Annotated in this window: 8 protein-coding genes; 2 read left to right on the forward strand and 6 right to left on the reverse strand. The window is 47.8% G+C overall.

The window, feature by feature from the left end:
* Positions 1 to 44: 44 nt before the first annotated feature.
* Entirely contained in the window at positions 45 to 1,979 is a 1,935-nt protein-coding gene (locus ACNOGP_RS07795) for a RagB/SusD family nutrient uptake outer membrane protein (RefSeq protein WP_418214479.1), read from the forward strand.
* Positions 1,980 to 2,065: 86 nt separating this feature from the next.
* Positions 2,066 to 3,451: an ATP-binding protein gene (locus tag ACNOGP_RS07800; RefSeq protein WP_418214480.1), complete on the forward strand. Its 1,386-nt coding sequence runs from the start codon at positions 2,066 to 2,068 to the stop codon at positions 3,449 to 3,451.
* 138 nt (positions 3,452 to 3,589) lie between these two features.
* Here the strand turns inward: ACNOGP_RS07800 and ACNOGP_RS07805 are convergent, their stop codons facing one another.
* From ACNOGP_RS07805 to ACNOGP_RS07830, 6 genes are all read right to left on the reverse strand, one after another.
* Positions 3,590 to 7,687 carry a glycoside hydrolase family 3 N-terminal domain-containing protein gene (locus ACNOGP_RS07805; protein WP_418214481.1) on the reverse strand — a complete coding sequence of 1,366 codons (4,098 nt, stop codon included), beginning with the start codon at positions 7,685 to 7,687 and terminating at the stop codon, positions 3,590 to 3,592.
* Between the two features lie 94 nt (positions 7,688 to 7,781).
* Positions 7,782 to 9,299: a glycoside hydrolase family 16 protein gene (locus tag ACNOGP_RS07810; protein ID WP_418214482.1), complete on the reverse strand. Its 1,518-nt coding sequence runs from the start codon at positions 9,297 to 9,299 to the stop codon at positions 7,782 to 7,784.
* Between the two features lie 50 nt (positions 9,300 to 9,349).
* Positions 9,350 to 11,002, reverse strand: coding sequence for a RagB/SusD family nutrient uptake outer membrane protein (locus tag ACNOGP_RS07815; protein ID WP_418214483.1), 1,653 nt, complete (start codon positions 11,000 to 11,002; stop codon positions 9,350 to 9,352).
* A gap of 12 nt (positions 11,003 to 11,014) precedes the next feature.
* Positions 11,015 to 13,750, reverse strand: coding sequence for a SusC/RagA family TonB-linked outer membrane protein (locus ACNOGP_RS07820; protein WP_418214484.1), 2,736 nt, complete (start codon positions 13,748 to 13,750; stop codon positions 11,015 to 11,017).
* A 37-nt stretch (positions 13,751 to 13,787) separates the two neighbouring features.
* Complete coding sequence (locus tag ACNOGP_RS07825; RefSeq protein WP_418214485.1) at positions 13,788 to 15,611, reverse strand: RagB/SusD family nutrient uptake outer membrane protein; 1,824 nt, start codon at positions 15,609 to 15,611, stop codon at positions 13,788 to 13,790.
* Between the two features lie 12 nt (positions 15,612 to 15,623).
* Positions 15,624 to 18,785, reverse strand: a complete 3,162-nt coding sequence (locus ACNOGP_RS07830; protein WP_418214486.1) for a SusC/RagA family TonB-linked outer membrane protein — start codon at positions 18,783 to 18,785, stop codon at positions 15,624 to 15,626.
* Positions 18,786 to 19,104 lie beyond the last annotated feature (319 nt).

Raw genomic sequence — 19,104 nt, forward strand, 5'->3', positions numbered from 1 at the left:
AAAAACAGAAAAGTCACTTATTTAAATTAAGGGAAGGAAACAAGATGGAACGAATTTGGAAGAAAACGATAGGGACACTCGGTTTTACGCTCTGCATGGCTTTGGCGGCTTGTTCCGATTATCTGGATGTCTCGAATGAGATTGCGGAGTCGTTGGATCTGGAAGCGGTATTCCGTAATCCGGCATATACACGGCAATGGCATGCCAATCTTTTTAACTGTATTTCCGAATATTCATGTACCGGCGGTAACAATGCCAGTGGGTTCACCAATGTCTGGTCGTCTCTTTGTGGTGAAACGTTGATTAGCAGCGGACCTTCCTCCCGGCTGATGGAAGCCGGTTACAATTCGAGTAACGCTCCCCTCCATCGTTGGTGGGTGCTTTATCGGGAGATACGTGACGCTTTTATTTTCTTGAAACGGGTAACGCCGTTGGGAGCGGTGGAAGATGAGCAGCAGTTGACGGAAGAAAGTGTACGCCGTATGAAAGCGGAAGCGAAGTTCTTGATTGCCTATTCCTATTTTTCCCTGTTTGAACTTTATGGACCGGTGCCTTTACTGACGGAAGAGGTTGATCCGGAAAGTAAGGATTTGAATTTTTCCCGGGCTACGGTGGATGAGTTGGTGGATTATATCGATCGGCTGCTCGAAGAGGTGATTCAGTCGGGCGATTTGCCGCCTACATTGATTAATGCCGCCATCCCTGACGGGAACGAGCGGTATAATTTGAATGAGATTGTCCGTCCTACCCGTTCGGCGGCTATCGCGCTGCGCGCCAAATTATGGGTATATGCCGCTTCTCCATTATTCAACGGAGGATATGCGGAAGCTTTAGAAGTGAAAAACAACGATGGAGAACATCTGTTTCCTCCTTATGATCCGGAAAAATGGAAGATAGCCAAGAAGCGCCTCGAAGAGGTACTGGAAGATGCGGAAGCTTGTGGATACAGATTGTACAAGGTTTACCAAACCGATGGCTCCATAGATGCCGACCGTTCTGTTTATGAGGTGTTCCAGGCTTATAATGATGAAATAATCTGGGCTACCGGAAGAAACTATTATCACACCGGAAGCCAGGATGGTGTAATGGAGGAGAATACGACTCCGCGTGATCTCTATAAAGGATGGGCGCACGTTTGTGTCACTCAAGAGTCGGTCGACGGTTTTTTCATGAAGGACGGACTGACCATTGATGATCCGGGCACTGGATACGATGAAAGCGGATTTACGGAGGTCGTCAATCCGTGCAACGATAGAAAACGTACCGATAAGAATATCTTTACGATGTATGCCGACAGAGAACCTCGTTTCTATGCTGCTGTCACTTATGAAGGGAAAAGCTGGCATATACAGCCACGTTTCAATTATGACTGGGGAGCCGGTTTTGCAAAAGGGGAAGGAAGCGATAACTCGGTTGGCGATTATCCTCGAAACGGATATTTGCTTTATAAGTTCAAGAATCGTCAGATTATGTACACCGGTGATTATATCAAGAAATGGGCACGTCCGTCCATCCTGTTCCGTTTGGCGGATTTTTATCTTTATTATGCGGAAGTCTGCAATGAAATTGATCCCGAAGACGAATGTGTCATTGATTATTTGGATAAGATACGCGAGCGTGCCGGGTTGCCTGGATATCGTGAGCTGGCAGCCACCGGGAAAAAGAATATCATAGGCGACCGGAAATTACAACGCAGGGCTATTCAGCAAGAGCGCAGGGTAGAGCTTTTTGCTGAGGGACAGCGTTTCTTCGACATCCGCCGCTGGATGATTTGCGGAGAAGGGGAGGATGCCGACCAGCGATTTGTACATGGCATGAATATGAACGGAGAAAGAAACCGCCCTTTGGGTACAGACCAATCTTTTTATCGCCGGACACTGATTGAAAACCGCCCCTGGAAACGGGCGATGTATCTACATCCAATACCCTTCGACGAACTTCAGGTGAATAAGAAAATCGTACAGAATCCTCTTTGGTAGGACTTCGGTATAATAAAATATGATTGATATTAAATGGTTTATAGAGATAAATATCTACTTTTGTGAGTTGATAAAGCAAGCGGACTATGAGCGAAAGTCAGAACATAGAATATAAGGAGTCGTGGCGTGACGAATATTTGAAGTGGATATGCGGCTTTGCCAATGCGCAAGGTGGTCGTATTTATATTGGCATAAGCGATAACCAACAAGTGATTGGTGTGACCGATTCTAAGAAGTTGATGGAAGATATTCCTAATAAGATTGTCAATTACTTGGGTATTGTGGCAGATGTTAATCTGATGCAATCTGATGAAGGAAAGGATTATATAGAAATTGTTGTGGAACCAAGCAATATCCCCATTGCCTATCATGGGCAATATCATTTTCGTAGTGGATCTACTAAACAGGAGCTGAAAGGGGTGGCGCTTCAACAATTTATCTTAAAGAAAATGGGAATTAGTTGGGATGATATCGTCCAGCCGTTTGCTTCTATCGATGCCATTGACCCGGCGGCGGTTGATTATTTACAGCGTTCGGCTATCAGTCATGGCAGAATGATGGAGAGTGACTACTCTTTGGATGTAAAGGCTGTATTAGAAAGTCTTGATCTGATAGATGAAGAGGGTCACCTCAGAAATGCTGCTCTTCTTCTGTTCGGTAAACGACCTTCGCGCTACTTTACGCTGTGTGATTTTCGCATTGGACGATTCATTAAGGACGAGACTGATCTTATCTTTCAAGATGTGATAGAGGGCGACATTCTTCGTATGGCAGACAAAGTCATTGAAGTGCTGCGTTCCAAGTATCTTACCACCCCCATTCATTACGAAGGACTCGGACGATTCGAGCCATTGGAAATACCGGAGAAAGCTTTGCGTGAAGCCATCTTCAATGCCATTATTCATAAGGATTATAGTGGTGTGCATATTCAGATGAAAGTATTTAATGACCGTATTGAACTATGGAACCAAGGTACATTACCTACCGGTTGGACGGTGGAAAAAATATTGGCTCCGCATTCTTCGCAGCCACGAAACAAACATATAGCAGCCGCTTTCTATAAAGCCGGTTTCATTGAGAGTTGGGGGCGGGGGATCGGTAAGATTATTGATGGCTTTTTGTCGGCAGGTCTGCCTGCACCAATATTTGAAGAGCATTGTGGCGGCCTGTTGGTTACAATGCCAAGACGGATGGCGGGTAATAGTAATGATAAGATAAATGATAAGATAAATGATAAGATAAATGATAAGATAAATCTATCAGAAAAGGAGCTTTCTATTCTCCATTTGATAGTTGATAATCCTGTTATTACATATCCGGTCATTGCCAGTACCTTGTCTATTTCTGTCCCTACAATCAGCAGAGCTATTGGTCGATTCCTTGAAGAAGGGGTTATAATTCGTCAAGGTTCAAAGAAAACAGGTTATTGGCAGTTGACGGATAAAGGAAAAAAGATACTGTTGCAACAATAAGAAAACTCCCTCCGTTACCGTCTGTTTTCTTCCTCGGTGGCGGAGGAGGTCTTCCCCGGTGCCGAACACTCCCTTCCCCGGTGCCGAACACCTCCTTCCCCGGTGCCGGACTTTTTCCGTGTGAATGGTACAAAAAATCTAGTCGATTCCGTAATCCATCCTTATATTTATATTTTCTTGATTGTCAACAAACCTTTCTAGAGATTGATACCCTTTCTTCTGAAAGCGCAGTATCTCCCGATTGCCGGTCTTTACGGTGAAGTTTCCCCGATTGTCACTTTTCCCTAGCAGTTTGCCGGTCGTTTTCTCATAAATCCGGACTTCGGGGATCAAGGTGGCCTGCACGTCTCTGATGACTCCTTGCACGGTTATTTGCCGTTCACTTTTGGGTAGAACCTGTTCCTGCCTGTTCACGACCGGCTGAGGCTGTCCCACTCGGATAGTCTTCCGTAAGAGAATATGGTCAGAGGCAGAACCTACTTGTATCTCAAATTCTCCCGGTTCTACGATGGCTTCATTCTTCTCATTCAGAATGGTAAGCTCACTGACAGGAATACTGAGACGGACAGTTTGAGTCTCGCCTGCTTGGAGAGCTACCTTGCGGAAATCTCTTAATTGGCGTACCGGCATGGCAACCGAACTGTATACGTCTGATACATACAATTGCACCACCTCTTTTCCTTCGCGCTTCCCGGTGTTTTTCAAATCTATCCGTACGTGAACGGTATCGTTGAGCAGATAAGACGTTCGATCCGTTTGTAGGTTGGAATACTCGAAAGTGGTATACGTCAGTCCGTGTCCGAATGACCATAGCGGGACAGGAGCGGAGAAAACATAATCTCTTCCCGGTGAGTCATAACTGCCGGGGGATTTGTAGAATCCGCGGTCAGAGCGTAGATGGTTATAGTAGACAGGGAGATGTCCGGTACTTTCGGGAAAAGAGAATGTCAGCCGACCGGAGGGGGATGCCTTTCCGAACAGGATGTCCGCTATGGAGTTTCCGCTTTGTTCCCCGGCATACCATTGTACCAGGATAGCCGGTATATTTTTCTTCTCCCAGGGAATGGCAAAAGGCTTGCCGGTTACTAAGACAAGAACGACAGGTTTGCCTGTGGCTTGAACCGCTTTTATCAAGGCGGGTTGTGCTCCTGTCAAGGTCAGGTCGTTGAGGTCGAATCCTTCTCCGCAAGTCGAACTTTTATAGTCGCGTGCCAAAGCCGCGCTGGCGCTTCCGCAAAAAAGCACACAGACATCGCTTTGCTCGGCGGCTTCGACCGCTTGCCGGATTCCGCTTTCATCCATAGATACCAAACTGCAACCTTTAGCGTAATTGACTTTCACGTTTGTGCCTGCCCATTTCCGGATACCTTGTAAGGGGGTAACTCCGAAACGGTTGTCGCGTGTCCATGTGTAATCACCGAATTGTATCTGGTCGGCGTTCGGACCAATGACTGCAATCGATTTCAACTTTCCGATAGAGAGAGGGAGTAGCTGCCGGTCATTTTTCAATAAGACGGTCGATTCGTCCGCTATCTTTTTCGATAGCGCTATCGCTTTCCCGGAGTGAATAGTCCCTTTGGCGAATTTTTCTCCGTACGGATCATCAAACAGACCGATCCGGAATTTGGCATACAATACCCGGCGGACAGCTTCGTCCACTATCTCGCGGTTCAGCTCTCCTCTTTCTATCAGTTCGGGAATGGCCGGATAGCAGTCACTCGAGGCTTCTACGTCCAGACCGGCGGTCAGTGCCTGCAAGGCGGCTTCTTCCGAATTGCGGGCTGTGAAGTGGAAGTTCTTCAGCATTTCAATGGCTCCCCAATCCGAGTAGACATATCCTTTGAATCCCCATTCTTTTCTTAGAACATCCGTTAGCAGATAGTGCGAGGCGGAATTAGGGATGCGGTTCCATGAGTTATAGGCGGACATCACGGCGAGGGTAGGCGCTTGTTTCATTACCATTTCGAACGGTTTCAGATAGACTTCGTGCAGGTCACGGATACTGGTTTCTACGGATGCGAGGTTGAGGCCGCTTAAAGGGTTGCCGTGCGGACCATAGTGTTTCAGCATGGGGGATATGCCGTTGTCCATATATCCTTTCACTTCGGCTATGCCGAATCTTCCGCAGAGATAAGGATCTTCTCCGAAAGACTCTTCCACTCTTCCCCACCGGAGGTCGCACACCACATCGATGCAGGGGGATAACACTTGCCGCATACCTACCGCATGAAGCTCGTCGGCAATCATAGATGTTTTGCGATAGGCGAGATCTGTGTCGAAAGTACTTCCTAGAGCAATGTTCTGCGGGAATACGGTAGCTCCCTCATGCACTACCCCGTGTAGCGATTCCGCTACGGTAAAGATAGGAATGCCTAAACGGGTTTTCTCGACCATGAAGCGTTGGATGGCTAACATATTCTTTGCGCAGTTCTCTGCCGTCAGGGGAAAACCCTCAACGAACCCCCAACTCATTCCCTGCGCTTTTTCTTCCAACTTGCGTTCGTCCAGCGCTTGTCCGTTGAATATTTCCCAAGAATGGATATGTCTGATTTGAGCGAGTTTCTCTTCCGGAGTCATTCGTTGTAACAAGTCTTTTACCCGCTCCTCAATAGGTAGATCCGCTCTTTGATAAGGCAGTTTGGGTGAGGCTGTTGCTGATGAAAAGGAGATTGCTGATGATACAGGCACTTGCAGAGTGGTGAGGATATTGATTCCATAACGTCGGTCGGGCGAAATCCACCAAGGAATATCTCCGTTGGCGCAGCGGATAGCAAAGCGGGAAAGGTGTTGGAGCTGTCGGGAACCGTCGGGTATCCATAAACCGAGTTTGTAAATGCCGTTCGCCGTCTTGGGGAGAGTCACTTGTCCTTTGATTGTGTGAATCAAAGGCGTGTAGGTTTTATCTCCCGGTCGATAAGGCTGGAAACTGTTGGTATCCGCATTGGTCAGGAACTCTTTCACTTGGTTGTGTTCGTCCACTAATACGAAGTAGACAGGGTGCTCATTGAACAGCGTAGAGAAGCCGCGGTTTATCAGAGTGAGCGAAAGGTCGAGGATATGGTTATCCGTATGCTTGAGTGTGTCGATTTGCAGTTCTTGCAGTTCGAGGCGGTATCCCAGATGATCGCGCACATATTCGAATGCGTTTCTTTGGGTTGCACTTCCGTCGTGTTTCCGGAAATATCCGTCAGAGACGGGCATGTGCTTCTCTTTCAGGTATTCTTCGCTGATGGGTGTTTCTTTCCAGTACATCATGGAATACTTGTCCGGTGCACCGCGTTCTTTGTAATTGTGGATGACGCTTAATGAGGTGTAATGCTCCAGGAATAATTGTCGTGCTGTCTTTTTGCCGTCTATGATCCAGCCGTTCGCGTCTCCGTTCTCTTTGTTCATGCTCCACGTTCCCCAAGGCAGTTCGCCGTCTACGGGCATGAATGCTCCTTCTTCTACAATCTGGTCGAAGTTGGGCGTACCTTCATGCATATTTCCGTCCCATCTGTGTGGGTCTACTACGATAAAGTCGTCATGGAAAGAGGTTTTCCGGTAGGCTTCGCTATCTTTGGACAACAGGTTCTTGTAGTCCGGCACTCTGACTTGTACCATCCGGTCTTGAGGTGTCATCCGACAGATCTTTTCAAGGACTATACGTTTGTTCGCGTCGGAACTTTCGATGTTATGCTTTGAACTGTGCCATTCTCCCCATGCACCGATAAATCCGGCTTGAAGAGCCAGTATGACATCTTTGTTTTTCTCGAGGTAAGGTTTCAATTGTTCCATATGGCGAAACATATCTTCCATTGTGGGACCTGACGAGACGGTTCCCATCGGTTCTGTTTCGTAAGCGAACCGGAGCAAAGCTTTCTTGCCAAGTTGGCGCAACTTGTTGAAGTAGACATCCATTGTGGTAAAAGCTTCCGGAGGTAGCTGTCGGCCTATATATCCATGCAGATAAAAATATGTTTGGACTAACGAGACACTGTCGCAAGCGTATTTGTTTATCTCTGATTCCAGGTAGTCGGTAATTCCCGGATATTCCTGCGGTTTCCACACATCGCATTTTTTAGCGATGTCTACGGCTATTTCCAGGCGGAAGCCTCTTTCCGGATTATATATTCCGGCAGTGCCGTTCGGATCGTCGGCGTAGATACCCCGATATGGAATGCGGGTTGTCTGTCCGGCAAATAATACGGGAAGGAGGGTAAGAAGAAATAAGATTGTCAAGTTGAACTTTCGCATATTAATAAGGATTAGATAAGATATGAATAGAGAGGTGTCAAAAGGAAGTGAATACTATCTTCCTTTTGACACATTCTCCTGTTGATAAGGTCGGTTATTCCACCGGTGTCAGTGCAAAATCATCGAACCAATAGGTGACACCACCCCAAGTGCCTTTACCCCAAATGTCGTATGGATCGCCATTCCCTTTGTAGGCGCAAGGTTTGAAAACAAACCGCACTAATACATTGTTGGGTATGTCTACTGTTACGGAACATCTGGTCCACTTTTTCCCGGCGTGGTATTCGCTGGTACAAGCCACGTCCCAAGTTGGAGCGGTGGAGATTTCCTGCGAACCGTCTGATTTGACGACAATCACTTTCTGTCCGGTCAGTCCCCAGCCTATTTCATCGGTATCTTCACAGACAACAATACTAAGGGTAAATGGCGTGTCGTCTTGATTGGTCTTGACATAATAACTGAACTCATATCTTCCGGCTTTAATGTTTTGTGATGGATAAGATAGGTTGACACACCAAGTGTTCATGACTTCCGATGCGGCATATTTCAATGAACAATAGCTGTTGTTCGCTCCTTCGTTATTGTCTATGGTCAGGCTGCAATCCGGTGCATCCCATCGGCATACCCATTGATCGAGATGGTTTAGAGTCTTTTCCCATTCAATATCTCCGGACATAAAGACACCGGGTTGTTTGCCTTCTGCAAAGGTATCTTCGAAACCACCGTTCTTGATAAGGTCCTCAGGAATTTCCTCATCTCCGTCATCGTCATTTCCTTTGTTCTCTTTCTCATAATACCGGACATACTCCACCTCCATGTGTGCAGGCAGTCCTCTGTCGTCAATCGGTCCCGGCCATGCGTCCTCACCGCCTACCGAATAGTTGAGAATCAAGTAATAGGGCACATCGAACGGCCATTGCTGCATAAGCGATTCATTCGGAAGATGCAGGTTCGGATAGCTGAAAGTCTCTTCCCCGTTCACCGTAAAGATAATCTTCTCCGCTGTCCATTCAATTCCGTAAATGTTGAACTCGCCGTCCCGATATTCTCCGTAGCCGTTGCGAGGAGGATTCTTGTCATAACCTAAATCCAGTGTATAATGCGTATGCACCGAATGTTGGGCAATCTTATCCATACTAACTTGTTCCATGATATCGATCTCACCGGGGTAACTATTGTTTACCGATGGATATTGCCGTTCTTGCGGCATGAGCCAGATAGCAGCCCATCCACCTTGAAAACTGGTGAACTTGGCGCAGACCTCCAGCTTCCCATATTTGAACCCCATTTTGTCCATTGTCCACACGCCACCGGTTTTGTATTCACCGTCCTTCTTTTCGGCTGTCAGGTATAGTTTCCCGTCTTTCACGTAAGCTTGGTCATAGCTTTCGGACATATAGCGATTCCACGGAGAAACCTCTTTGGCCGCCAATGACCAGATTTTGGTATTCGGAATGTTACTTTCCTGTTCAAACTCTTCCGACCATACCAGATTCCATCCATCTTTGTTTTTCGATACCTCCTTCACGTGCTGGGTATAGATATTTATTTCTTCGGATTGGCAGGATAGAAAGCTGATCCAGAAGACTAAAAAAGCAATGATCTGTTTCATATTGTCTCACTTTTAGTTGATTTAAAAAAGGGGGAGTGGAGGGAGTATGATTACTCCCAGCCACTATTTTGTGTTAAGTTAGGGTTCTTGTAAAGCTCTGTTTGGGCGATGGGATACAGGTACATCTTCTTGTCCCATACGCGTGTCTGGATTTTCGTGCGGGTATAGGTGTACTTGCTGCCCTTCTTGGTGATTTTAATCCCATAGATATCTTTTACCGTGTCCCCGTCCATCCACCGGCAAATATCCCAAAAACGATGATCTTCGAAAGCCAGCTCTACCCGGCGTTCATTGCGTAAACGTTTGGTGAAAGCTTCTCCGGTGTCCTCTATAAGCGGCATATTGGCAGCGGCACGTACCTGGTTCAAGGCTTCGCGGGCTGTAGGTCTGCCGGTAATCTTGTAATCCGGTCCGCCTAGTTCATTCATGGCTTCTGCATAGTTCAGCAATGTTTCCGCATAACGGAATAAGATGAAATGGTGAGGCTTGGTCACCGGCTCGGTCGGAGAGAGTGAAACCGTTTCGTTCATGTTTTTCCTCAAGTAATATCCGGTCAGTGTAGCGCCATTGAGAGGAGCACCGTTTCTGCCGCCTTCGTAAGTCTCGATGGGGGTATTCATGAATGAACTTCCGTTGTAGAGAACCGTTTTGTAGAAACGCGGGTCTCGTCTCACGTAAGGTCGTGCGGCATGTTTCGGGTTATTCCAGTCAAACGGCTTTCCGTCGGACATCTCGAAAGCGTCTACCAGATTCTGTGTAGGCGTACTTCCGCTGTTCCCGTTCTCGAAGCCGATAGGCAGATTCAGTCCTTCGAATGAGTTGCTTGCGCCATTGCGGCGTTCGAAGATGAGCTGCGAAGAACTAAGGACATCATTTCCCCCATTCACATTGTAGAGCGGGTCTACATCAATATTGGGCAAAGAATACCAGTTCTCTTTGATAATGTCATAAGCGGCTTCGGCGGCTTTTTTCCATTTGCTTTTCTCGCCGGACGGATTGTGCAGTTTGCTGGCGGCATAGAGCAGGGCGCGTGCCTTGACGGACAATGCCATGCCGCGTGTTACCCGTCCGGACTCGTTGTAAAACTCCTTTTGTGAGACGGGCAATGCCGGAGCCACTTCGCTGCATTCTTGGGCGATGAACTCGATTACCTTGTCGAAAGGAGTTTCGGATACAGTGTTGATTTCGTCAATTCCGTAAGTGCGGGTCAGCAGAGGGATGTCACCGTATCTTTTGGCCAGTTCCAAATAGTAGAAAGCACGCAAGGCACGTACCTCGTTCACATACATCTTGGCCTTTTCCATGTTCTCCTTGTAGTTGGGATTCCATTGGAAGCGTTCCAGCTTTTCCAGCGAATAGTTCTCCAGAAAAGAATTGGCGGCACGGATGGCGGTATAATAGTTGCCCCATACATCGTCTATGGGGTTGAGCGGACTCCAGTTGCCGTTATAGATGTCGTATACGCTGTTGCTGTTCCATGTATATACGGCATTGTCGGTTGCCGCATCCCGTACAGCACCGCCGATGGCGCCGTAATCTTGAGGCAGTTGGGAATAAATGTAGGTTGCCAGGCTTGAGATATTCTCGAAGTAGGTGTACATCTCGTCCTGTGTCTTACCGATGGATTCGTCGAAATCCAGATAGTCGCATCCCGACAGGGAAGTCACTATGCAAGCTATTGTGATATATTTAGTCAGTTTCATACAATCAATCTATTAGAATTTGATACTCGCTCCGAAATATACGGAGAACATATCCGGATAGTTAACACTGAAATCTTCGCAGTTCATGTATTTCACATGGTCGATGGAGAACACATTGTTGGCGCGGGCAAAAATCTGGCACTGTTCCAGTTTGACTTTTGAGATCCAGCGCTGCGGCAGGTTGTAGTAGACGTTAAGGTTGCGCAGCTTAAAGTAATCACCGTTTACCAGCCATTGGGTACTGTTGCGGAAGTTATTGCTGTTGTTCAGCGTTGTCAGACGCGGTACATTGGCAATGTCTCTCGTCTCCTCCGTCCACCGGATTTTGTCGTGCAGATACCAGTCGGATACATTGGTGTTATTGCGCAATGGCCAATATACACTGCTTACATTCATCATTCTGCTGTAGCCTGCCACTCCTTGAAATAGAGCGTCAAGACCAAATCCCTTGTATTCGAATCCGAGTTTGATGCCATAATATATTTCCGGCACGGAACTTGAATGTCCGATGGGATGCACGTCGTTGTCGTCAATGATCCGGTCTCCGTTTATATCCCTATATTTGATATCGCCCGGTCGCACTTCGGAAAACATCTGTTGAGGACTATTGGCGATATCCGCTTCATCCCGGAAATAACCGATTGCTTCCAGACCAAAAAGTTGTCCAGCGGGAAGTCCCTTGCCGGAAAGATAGTTGTAGGGAATATATCCTTCCCCGTTTTCTATTACTTCAGTCCGGATATAGTTCAGTGTGCCACCCACGTAGTAAGTGAAGTCTTTGCCGACTTTGTCTTTCCAGTCGATTCCCAAGTCAATCCCTTTGTATTCGGTCTTACCGTTGTTCTGTTGCGGGATACTGATACCGATGGCGGAAGAAATGACATTGCTGCCGCTTACCGGCATTTTGCTCCTTTTATCCATATAAGCGTCAACGGACAGGTTCAGCCTTTTGAATAACCGCATCTCTAGACCGACGTTATATTTGTCAGACACTTCGAGCGTGAGGTTATTCATGGCTAGTTTGTCCTCTTTCATACCCTCCGACTGGGTGTTTGCATCACCAAACCAATAGGCTCCACCCCATGCCCAATACTGGCGGTCCAGTTCATAACTGATGTCATCCCATCCGGCGCGTCCGTAAGAAGCACGCAGCTTCAGATAGTCAATGGCGGTAGCCTTCTTCATGAAGTTTTCGTTGGAGATGACCCAAGCGGCTGATACGGCAGGGTAGGTGCGGAATTTATCCCCGTCGGGAAGTACGCTTGTCCCTGTGTGGTTGACTAACGCGTGAATCAGATAAGTGTCTTTGTAGCTGTATCCGGCGGAAGCATTCACGTACATCCGTTTGTGGGCATTGTTACGTCCGATTCCTCTCTCCGATTCCAGGCGATACGAACCTAAAGCGCTGACGGTATGTTTCCCGAAAGAACGGTTATACTTCAAAGCGGCTTCCAGATTGGCGTTTATGTATTGTTCCGTCATATCGAGGTTGTTTACTTGCAAGGCACTGTTGTCACCATACACTTTGGAATCCGCTTCTATCTTGTCTGTGATTACATTTCTGACAGGCGTATTGACTTCATATTGGAATTTCTTGTAACCCTCTTCCTTGTAGACGGCATTGTTGTCATACGCTATGGCAGCCTCCATACTTAATCCTGGTGTGACGAGCGACAAATCCTGCCGGATACGGAAGTCGGCTTGCAATGTTCGCGGGTTTTCCTTGAAATAGCCGATGTCTGCGATATGGGCTATCGGATTCGTTTTCAGTACATCATTGCTGCCCCAATATCCATGAGACGTTTGCATGGGGAAGGCGCCGGACGGCGTGTTGAAAAGCCCGGCGAATAAGTCGTATTCACTTGTATTCGGACGTTTCCGTTCGCGGAGCTGGCCTAACATACTGAATTGCGCCAAAGTCGTCGGTGTGATGTCCACGTCAATGTTCATCCGCAGTCCCAGTTCGTATTTCCTCATCTGGGCGGTGTAGCGGTCGGAATATTTGGCGTATGTCTCATTCAGGATACCGTAGTCGTTCTTGTAGCTTAACAGGGTGAAGTAGCGAAGACGTTTGCCACCCCCGCGGAAGGAGATATCGAGCTGATTGTTGATGGTATGCTTGCGCAGCCCTTCTTTCATCCAATCGGTGTCGGCGTATAAATCCCGGTTGCTTCCGCTTCTGAACGCGTCCAGCTCCTCACGTGTGTATTGCGGTTCCAGCCCGTCGTAATAAAGCGCTTCGTTCAGTGCCGACGCATACTCGTATCCGTTGGCGAACTTGGGTTGGTTGATAGGGAAATCCATACCGAACTTATAGCTGGCGCCTATTTGCATTTTGGTGTTGTACTGACCTCTTTTGGTGGTAATCAGAATCACACCGTTTGCTCCGCGTGTTCCCCATACGGCAGTCGCGGCACCGTCCTTCAGCACGGTGACCGATTCGATTTCCTCCGTGTTCAGATAAGAGAACGGGCGTGCGAATCCGTCGACTACAATCAGCGGATTATTGTATCCCCGCAAAAGAGTGGCGGCGTCGTCCGTCCACCCCGTCTGCTGCATGACTGACAGTCCCGGTAGCAAACCATATAATGTATTGGATACATTGGGAGTGGCATTCTTTGATATTTCGTCGGCCGATATTGTGGAGACGGCCTGTGTCTTCCGGGCAATGCTATCCGTTATATCCTGCGCTCCTGCGACGACGTAAGATAACATGGCAAACCCCATTAGTATATATTTACGTTTCATACGTTCTTTCGTTTTTAATTAGTCTTTTGTTGATTGTTTATTCCCATCCCGGATTCTGTACGAGTCCGTACTTCTTGTTGATTTCATCCAGTGGAATAGGAATAAGGAAGTAGCGGTCTGTCCACCGTTTTATCCAGCCGCGAGGGTTGGCCAGCTTGTTGTCCCTTACATAATTGAAACTTTCATCTCCGTTCTTGGTGATAACGAGACGCTCGATGTCGGTCTTGAATAGGTCGGAACGTTTCCAGCGTACCAAGTCGAAATAACGTACCTCTTCAAATCCCATTTCTACGGCACGCTCGTGGAGGATGGCTTCTCTCAAAGGCAAACCGGGAGCCGCTTTCTGACTGGTCAGTGCAGGCATTTTTACCCGTTCGCGAACCAGATTGACATAATCGTAAGCATCTCGCCCGAATTCATCTTTATCAGTCGCTTTCCCCAGTTCGTTCATGGCTTCCGCTATGTTCAGGTAGATTTCCGGAAGGCGGATAAGCGGGCAGGAGTAGAACTTGCCGCCGACTTCCGTACTCCGGTCTCTTAGGAATTTGCGCATACCGTAACCGTTGTAAGTGGCTCTGGCCAGTTCGTCCGAATATCCGTCACATTGTTCCCGTCCGCCTTTGTATATTTCCAGTGTACGCCCTCTGAAACGGTCGCCGTTGACGAAAAGGGTTTCGTACAGGCGGATATCCCGGATCGGATTGTTATGCTCGTCAAAGAAAGGATTGGCGTACTTGTCCGGTTCTCCCAAAGCAAAATCATCCCAGTTGAAAGGCTCTCCGGTGGCCATTTCGAACATATCCGCATAGTTGGAGGTAGCGCCGCCCATACCATAAATAAGCTCGTTGAAAGCATTTCCCCATACATTGTAAGTAACCCAGCGGTGAGAGGCAAGCAGTACCTCGCCATTGTAACGGTCGAAATAGGCGGAGATAAAGTCCTCTCTGGGGTTTCCCGTGTTGACGAGTTTGTAATATTCGTTATTTTCCTTATTGGCGCGCAGAAATTCCAATCCGGCGTCTAAGGCGTTCTGCCAACGGGTCCGGTCATAATTGCCGTACCACACGTAATGCTTGTCGGCAGCTTCCCCACTCATGAAAGGGTCTTTATTATTGAACAGAGGACTTGCCGCAAATTGAAGCATTCTCGACTTCAGACCGAGAACGGCTGCTGCCGTCATTCGTCCCTCGTCGGATGCGGAAATGTTCCATGGTAAATCCTGTGCAGCTTCTTTCATTAGTTCGAGGGTCTTCCGGACGGTCTCTTCCACAGTCATACGGGTGAATGTCATCTCTTCATCCGGACGGTAAGAGCGGTCTACCCATGGCATTCCACCGTAGTAGCGCAGCATTTGTACGTAATGGAAGGCGATGATGGCTTTAGCTTCCGCCTTGCGTATCGTTTTCTCACGGTCTGTCATATCCGGCACGCGGTCGACATTCTCCAGAAAGATGTAGGCTTTGCGTATGCCCGTCATGGGAGCCATGCCTACGGTAGGGCCGTCTTCGGCAGGCGGTACATCCAGTCGGTAGGGCAGGGAACCTACGGAGGAGGCATTGACGTCTCCCGCATGATAGGCGCGTATGCCACCGGGTTTGGAAGTGTCGCCGAGATCGGTCATACACTCCAGTGTCGCCCAGGACAGTCTTCCGCCTGTGGGGAGAAAGTCGGGCAAGGAACGGTAGATCTCCGCCAACGCTTGTTCGGCATATACTTTGCGTGAAAATACGGTGTCGATAGTGACATCGGTTGTAATGGGCTTGTCGAGGAAGTCATTGCCGAACTTGAAGTCCTCGCACGCACTGACAGAAAGCAGTAGCATGGCTGCAATGCCGGTATGTAATATATTCCTTCGTTTCATGATATTGATGTTTTAAAAGGTGATGTTGACTCCTAGATTATAGATCTTGTTGATGGGGTATGAATCGGTCAGTCCCGGCGTACATTCGGGGTCCATGATCTTGAATTTATCGAATGTGAGCAGGTTGTATCCGCTTAGCTTGATGGCAAGTTCGGAGATACCGATTTTCTTCAAGGCAGCCACGTTGCGGAAGTTATACCCTAGTGTGACGGTCTTTAGCTTGAGATAGTTACCGTTCTTTACCCATAGCGAAGAAGTCTTGCTGTTGTGTGTTATAGTCTTCGTTGCGAATCGGGGCACAGTAGCGCTTCCGGCAGTCTCGGGAGTCCATCGGTTGTCGGCATGGAACTGCATCAATGCATTGTTGGAGTTGATTCCGAAAGGTATCCGGAAGAATTCTTCCAGCAGAAGTGAACGCTCGGCGGCTCCTGTCCAGTTCATGCTGAAGAAGAATCCTTTGTAGTCGGCCCCGTAATTCAGACCGAAAGTATAGGACGGACGTGTAGGATGGCCGATTTTGCATTGGTCATCTTCATTGATGACATGGTCGTTATTCAGGTCTTTGTATTTGATGTCACCCGGTTGCACATCCGCGTCGGGGACGGGCAGCCCGTCTTTCAATACTCCTCCGTTCGTAAAGTCCTCCTCGCCGTAGAATCCGTCGGCCACATATCCGAAGATACTTCCTACCGGTTGTCCGGTACGCCATAGGTAAGTCTCGTTCGGCTCTATCTCGTCCTGGAAGATAATCTTGTTTTTACTGTAAGATACATTGGCATTGATATAATAATGGAAGTCTCCTTTTATCCGGTCTTCCCATTTTATATCGACTTCGTATCCATGGTTTTTCACCTGTCCCATGTTGACCACAGGCATGATGTTGCTGTTCAGGTCGGTGAAGATGGGAATGGTCTTCCGCTTGATCAGAATGTCTTTCCGATTCTCGAAGAAAAGGTCGGCACTCACTTTCAGACGATTGTTCAGGAAGTTGACATCAATACCGTAATTGTGTTTTAAGGCTGTCTCCCAACTGACGTTCGGGTTGCCGATACGGCTTTCGATAGCACCGAACATCGTGTTGCTGTTGTTATACCCGAAGTTGTATCCGTGCTGGTAAGCTCCCCAGTTATCGGCGTTGCCCAGTTGGTCTACTGTCCATCCGTTGGGCAGGTAGAGGAAACGGTTGTCGTTCATGTTATCGTTACCCACCAGACCGACGGAAGCGCGCAGTTTCAAATAATCCACTACCTTTTGTCTTTTCATGAACGGTTCTTCCGAAAGCACGTATCCTACCGAACCGGCGGGGAAAGCGCCGAACCGCTTGTCGGGGGCAAAGTTTTCGGAACCGTTGTATCCGAAGTCAAATTCCGCGATATACCGGGATTTGTAATCGTAGGTCAGTCGGCCTACCAGACCGACGTATGCCGTCGGAACATCCGTGAATTCGGAAGGGTAGTACCTTTTATTCTGGTTGTAGAGCAATAGTCCGCCTACATTATGGTCACCGAATTTCCGGCTGTAGCGGAGACTCGCCTCAAAATACCAGTTACGTCCCCGATAGGTCTTTTCGGCATAGCCCAGCCGTTTGTTCTGTCCGTCTACCCGGTAAACGATGGTTTTGTTGTAAGCGGGGTCTTTGATATCCAAATCCGGATTCTCCAGTTCCGACTGGTAATAAGGAGTGTACGATTCGACAGAACCGTGACGTTGCTGTAGGAAGGAGTAAGAGGTATTGTAGGCGCCTTTTACTTCTACGGACAATCCTTTTGTGATAAAGTCCAACTTTTGCGTCAATGACAAGTCCATATTCATGGTATTGCTGGTATTCCGGTCGTATCCTTGCCCATAATAGCGTGCCAACGCATTATTATTCATCAAGATACCTTCATACTTTCCCGGATTGATGGTGACGAGCTTCCCGTCTATGATTCCCGGACTGTTGAATGGCTGCGCCATGTTGATGAGCGAGAAGAGACCGTACGCGTAATTATTGTCATTGGGCTCGTGGGTGATACCGACGATACCGCCGAGTCCTACTTTCAATAAAGTGCTTTTGGTGATGTCCAAATCGAGGTTTCCCCGATAGTTGTAACGGGTGTAGTTGAAGTTATTGTTATAGTCCAATTCCTTATATTGGCGGAAAAGTCCGTCCTGCCATAAGAATCCCATAGATATAAAGTAACGGACGCGCTCTGTTCCGCCACTGATGTTGAGGTTGTGCTGGGTTTGGATGGATGAACTCTTCATGATATATTTCCGCCAATTCATGTTGGGATACATGATCGGGTCGTCACCGAGCCGGAAGCGCTCCAATGCATATTCATCGAAAGAGTGCTTCGGCTTTTTGTCGTTGTCATTCATCTCATTGAAGAGCCGGGCGTAGGTGTAGCTGTCCGCCATCTCCAAAATCCGTGTGGGTTGTTGGATACCGACAGAAGAAGAAATGGATATCTTGGCTTTTCCTTCCTCTCCTCGACGGGTGGTGACCAGAATAACGCCGTTGGCCCCACGTACACCGAATACAGCCGTAGCGGAAGCGTCTTTCAAGACGGTCACGCTTTCTATCTCATTGGGGTCCATCTGGAAAAAGGAACGTTCCACTCCGTCTACCAATATGAGCGGAGCCGAAGCTCTTTCAGTCAATGATCCTACTCCGCGGATGTAGATTGCCGGATCTTCCTTTCCCGGTTGCCCGCTTGTGGCTACGGAAGAAAGGCCGGTGATTTGTCCGGCAAGGGAGGTGGCGATACTTGCATTGGGAGAGCGGAGCAGGACGTCCGTTTTGACAGAAGAGATGGCTCCCGTCAGTGTCTCTTTCTTTTGGGTTCCGTAGGCTACTACCATTACTTCATTCAACGCGTTGGCTTCTTCCTTTAGGATGACTCTGATTCTGGTTTTTCCTTTGAGGGGGATCGTCTGCGTCTCGTAGCCGACGTAAGAGATTTGTAATACTGCCGTTTGGGCGTTCGGTACACTTAACTTGAAATTACCTTCGGAGTCTGTAATGGCTCCTTTCTGACTACCGACAAGTAAGACTGTGGCACCGATGGCTCCTTCGTCTCTCTCATCCCGAACATTACCGGTTACGGTAACTTGGGCAAACATCCAGGATGTTGTGAATAGCATAGCCAGTAACAATCCGATTCGTCTGCCTTTTGATGCATAGTTTTTCATGGTGATTAAATTAATTGATTCATACCATTAACAGTCATGGGGTTTGAAATGGGTAGGGGGAATCCAAAGAATTTTTTTGGAACTTGGTGTAGTTCCTATTATTTCACCATTGTATTTAAGGTGCTTGGGCGCTAAGAATAAGGTCTTGCTGTGCGAAAAAGAGTGGGGTTTTATGTAGCCGGGTAGTCGTCACCTTACAAGGGGACAATGGTCACTTTGTAGAATGACAATAGTCACCTTATAAAGTGACAAATGTCATTCTATAAGGTGACTACCTATTTTCAAACGGACGTGAGTCCTAAAGATACAAAATTAATTG

Origin of the sequence: Bacteroides difficilis, from assembly GCF_048319815.1 — a bacterium.
Taxonomy (GTDB): Bacteria; Bacteroidota; Bacteroidia; order Bacteroidales; family Bacteroidaceae; genus Bacteroides; species Bacteroides zhangwenhongii.

Excerpts from the sequence above, each read along its gene's own strand:
- ACNOGP_RS07805 (WP_418214481.1), bottom strand. The coding sequence starts at position 7,687 with ATGCGAAAGTTCAACTTGACAATCTTATTTCTTCTTACCCTCCTTCCC.
- ACNOGP_RS07830 (WP_418214486.1), bottom strand. The coding sequence starts at position 18,785 with ATGAAAAACTATGCATCAAAAGGCAGACGAATCGGATTGTTACTGGCT.
- ACNOGP_RS07810 (WP_418214482.1), bottom strand. The coding sequence starts at position 9,299 with ATGAAACAGATCATTGCTTTTTTAGTCTTCTGGATCAGCTTTCTATCC.
- ACNOGP_RS07800 (WP_418214480.1), top strand. The coding sequence starts at position 2,066 with ATGAGCGAAAGTCAGAACATAGAATATAAGGAGTCGTGGCGTGACGAA.
- ACNOGP_RS07825 (WP_418214485.1), bottom strand. The coding sequence starts at position 15,611 with ATGAAACGAAGGAATATATTACATACCGGCATTGCAGCCATGCTACTG.
- ACNOGP_RS07795 (WP_418214479.1), top strand. The coding sequence starts at position 45 with ATGGAACGAATTTGGAAGAAAACGATAGGGACACTCGGTTTTACGCTC.
- ACNOGP_RS07815 (WP_418214483.1), bottom strand. The coding sequence starts at position 11,002 with ATGAAACTGACTAAATATATCACAATAGCTTGCATAGTGACTTCCCTG.
- ACNOGP_RS07820 (WP_418214484.1), bottom strand. The coding sequence starts at position 13,750 with ATGAAACGTAAATATATACTAATGGGGTTTGCCATGTTATCTTACGTC.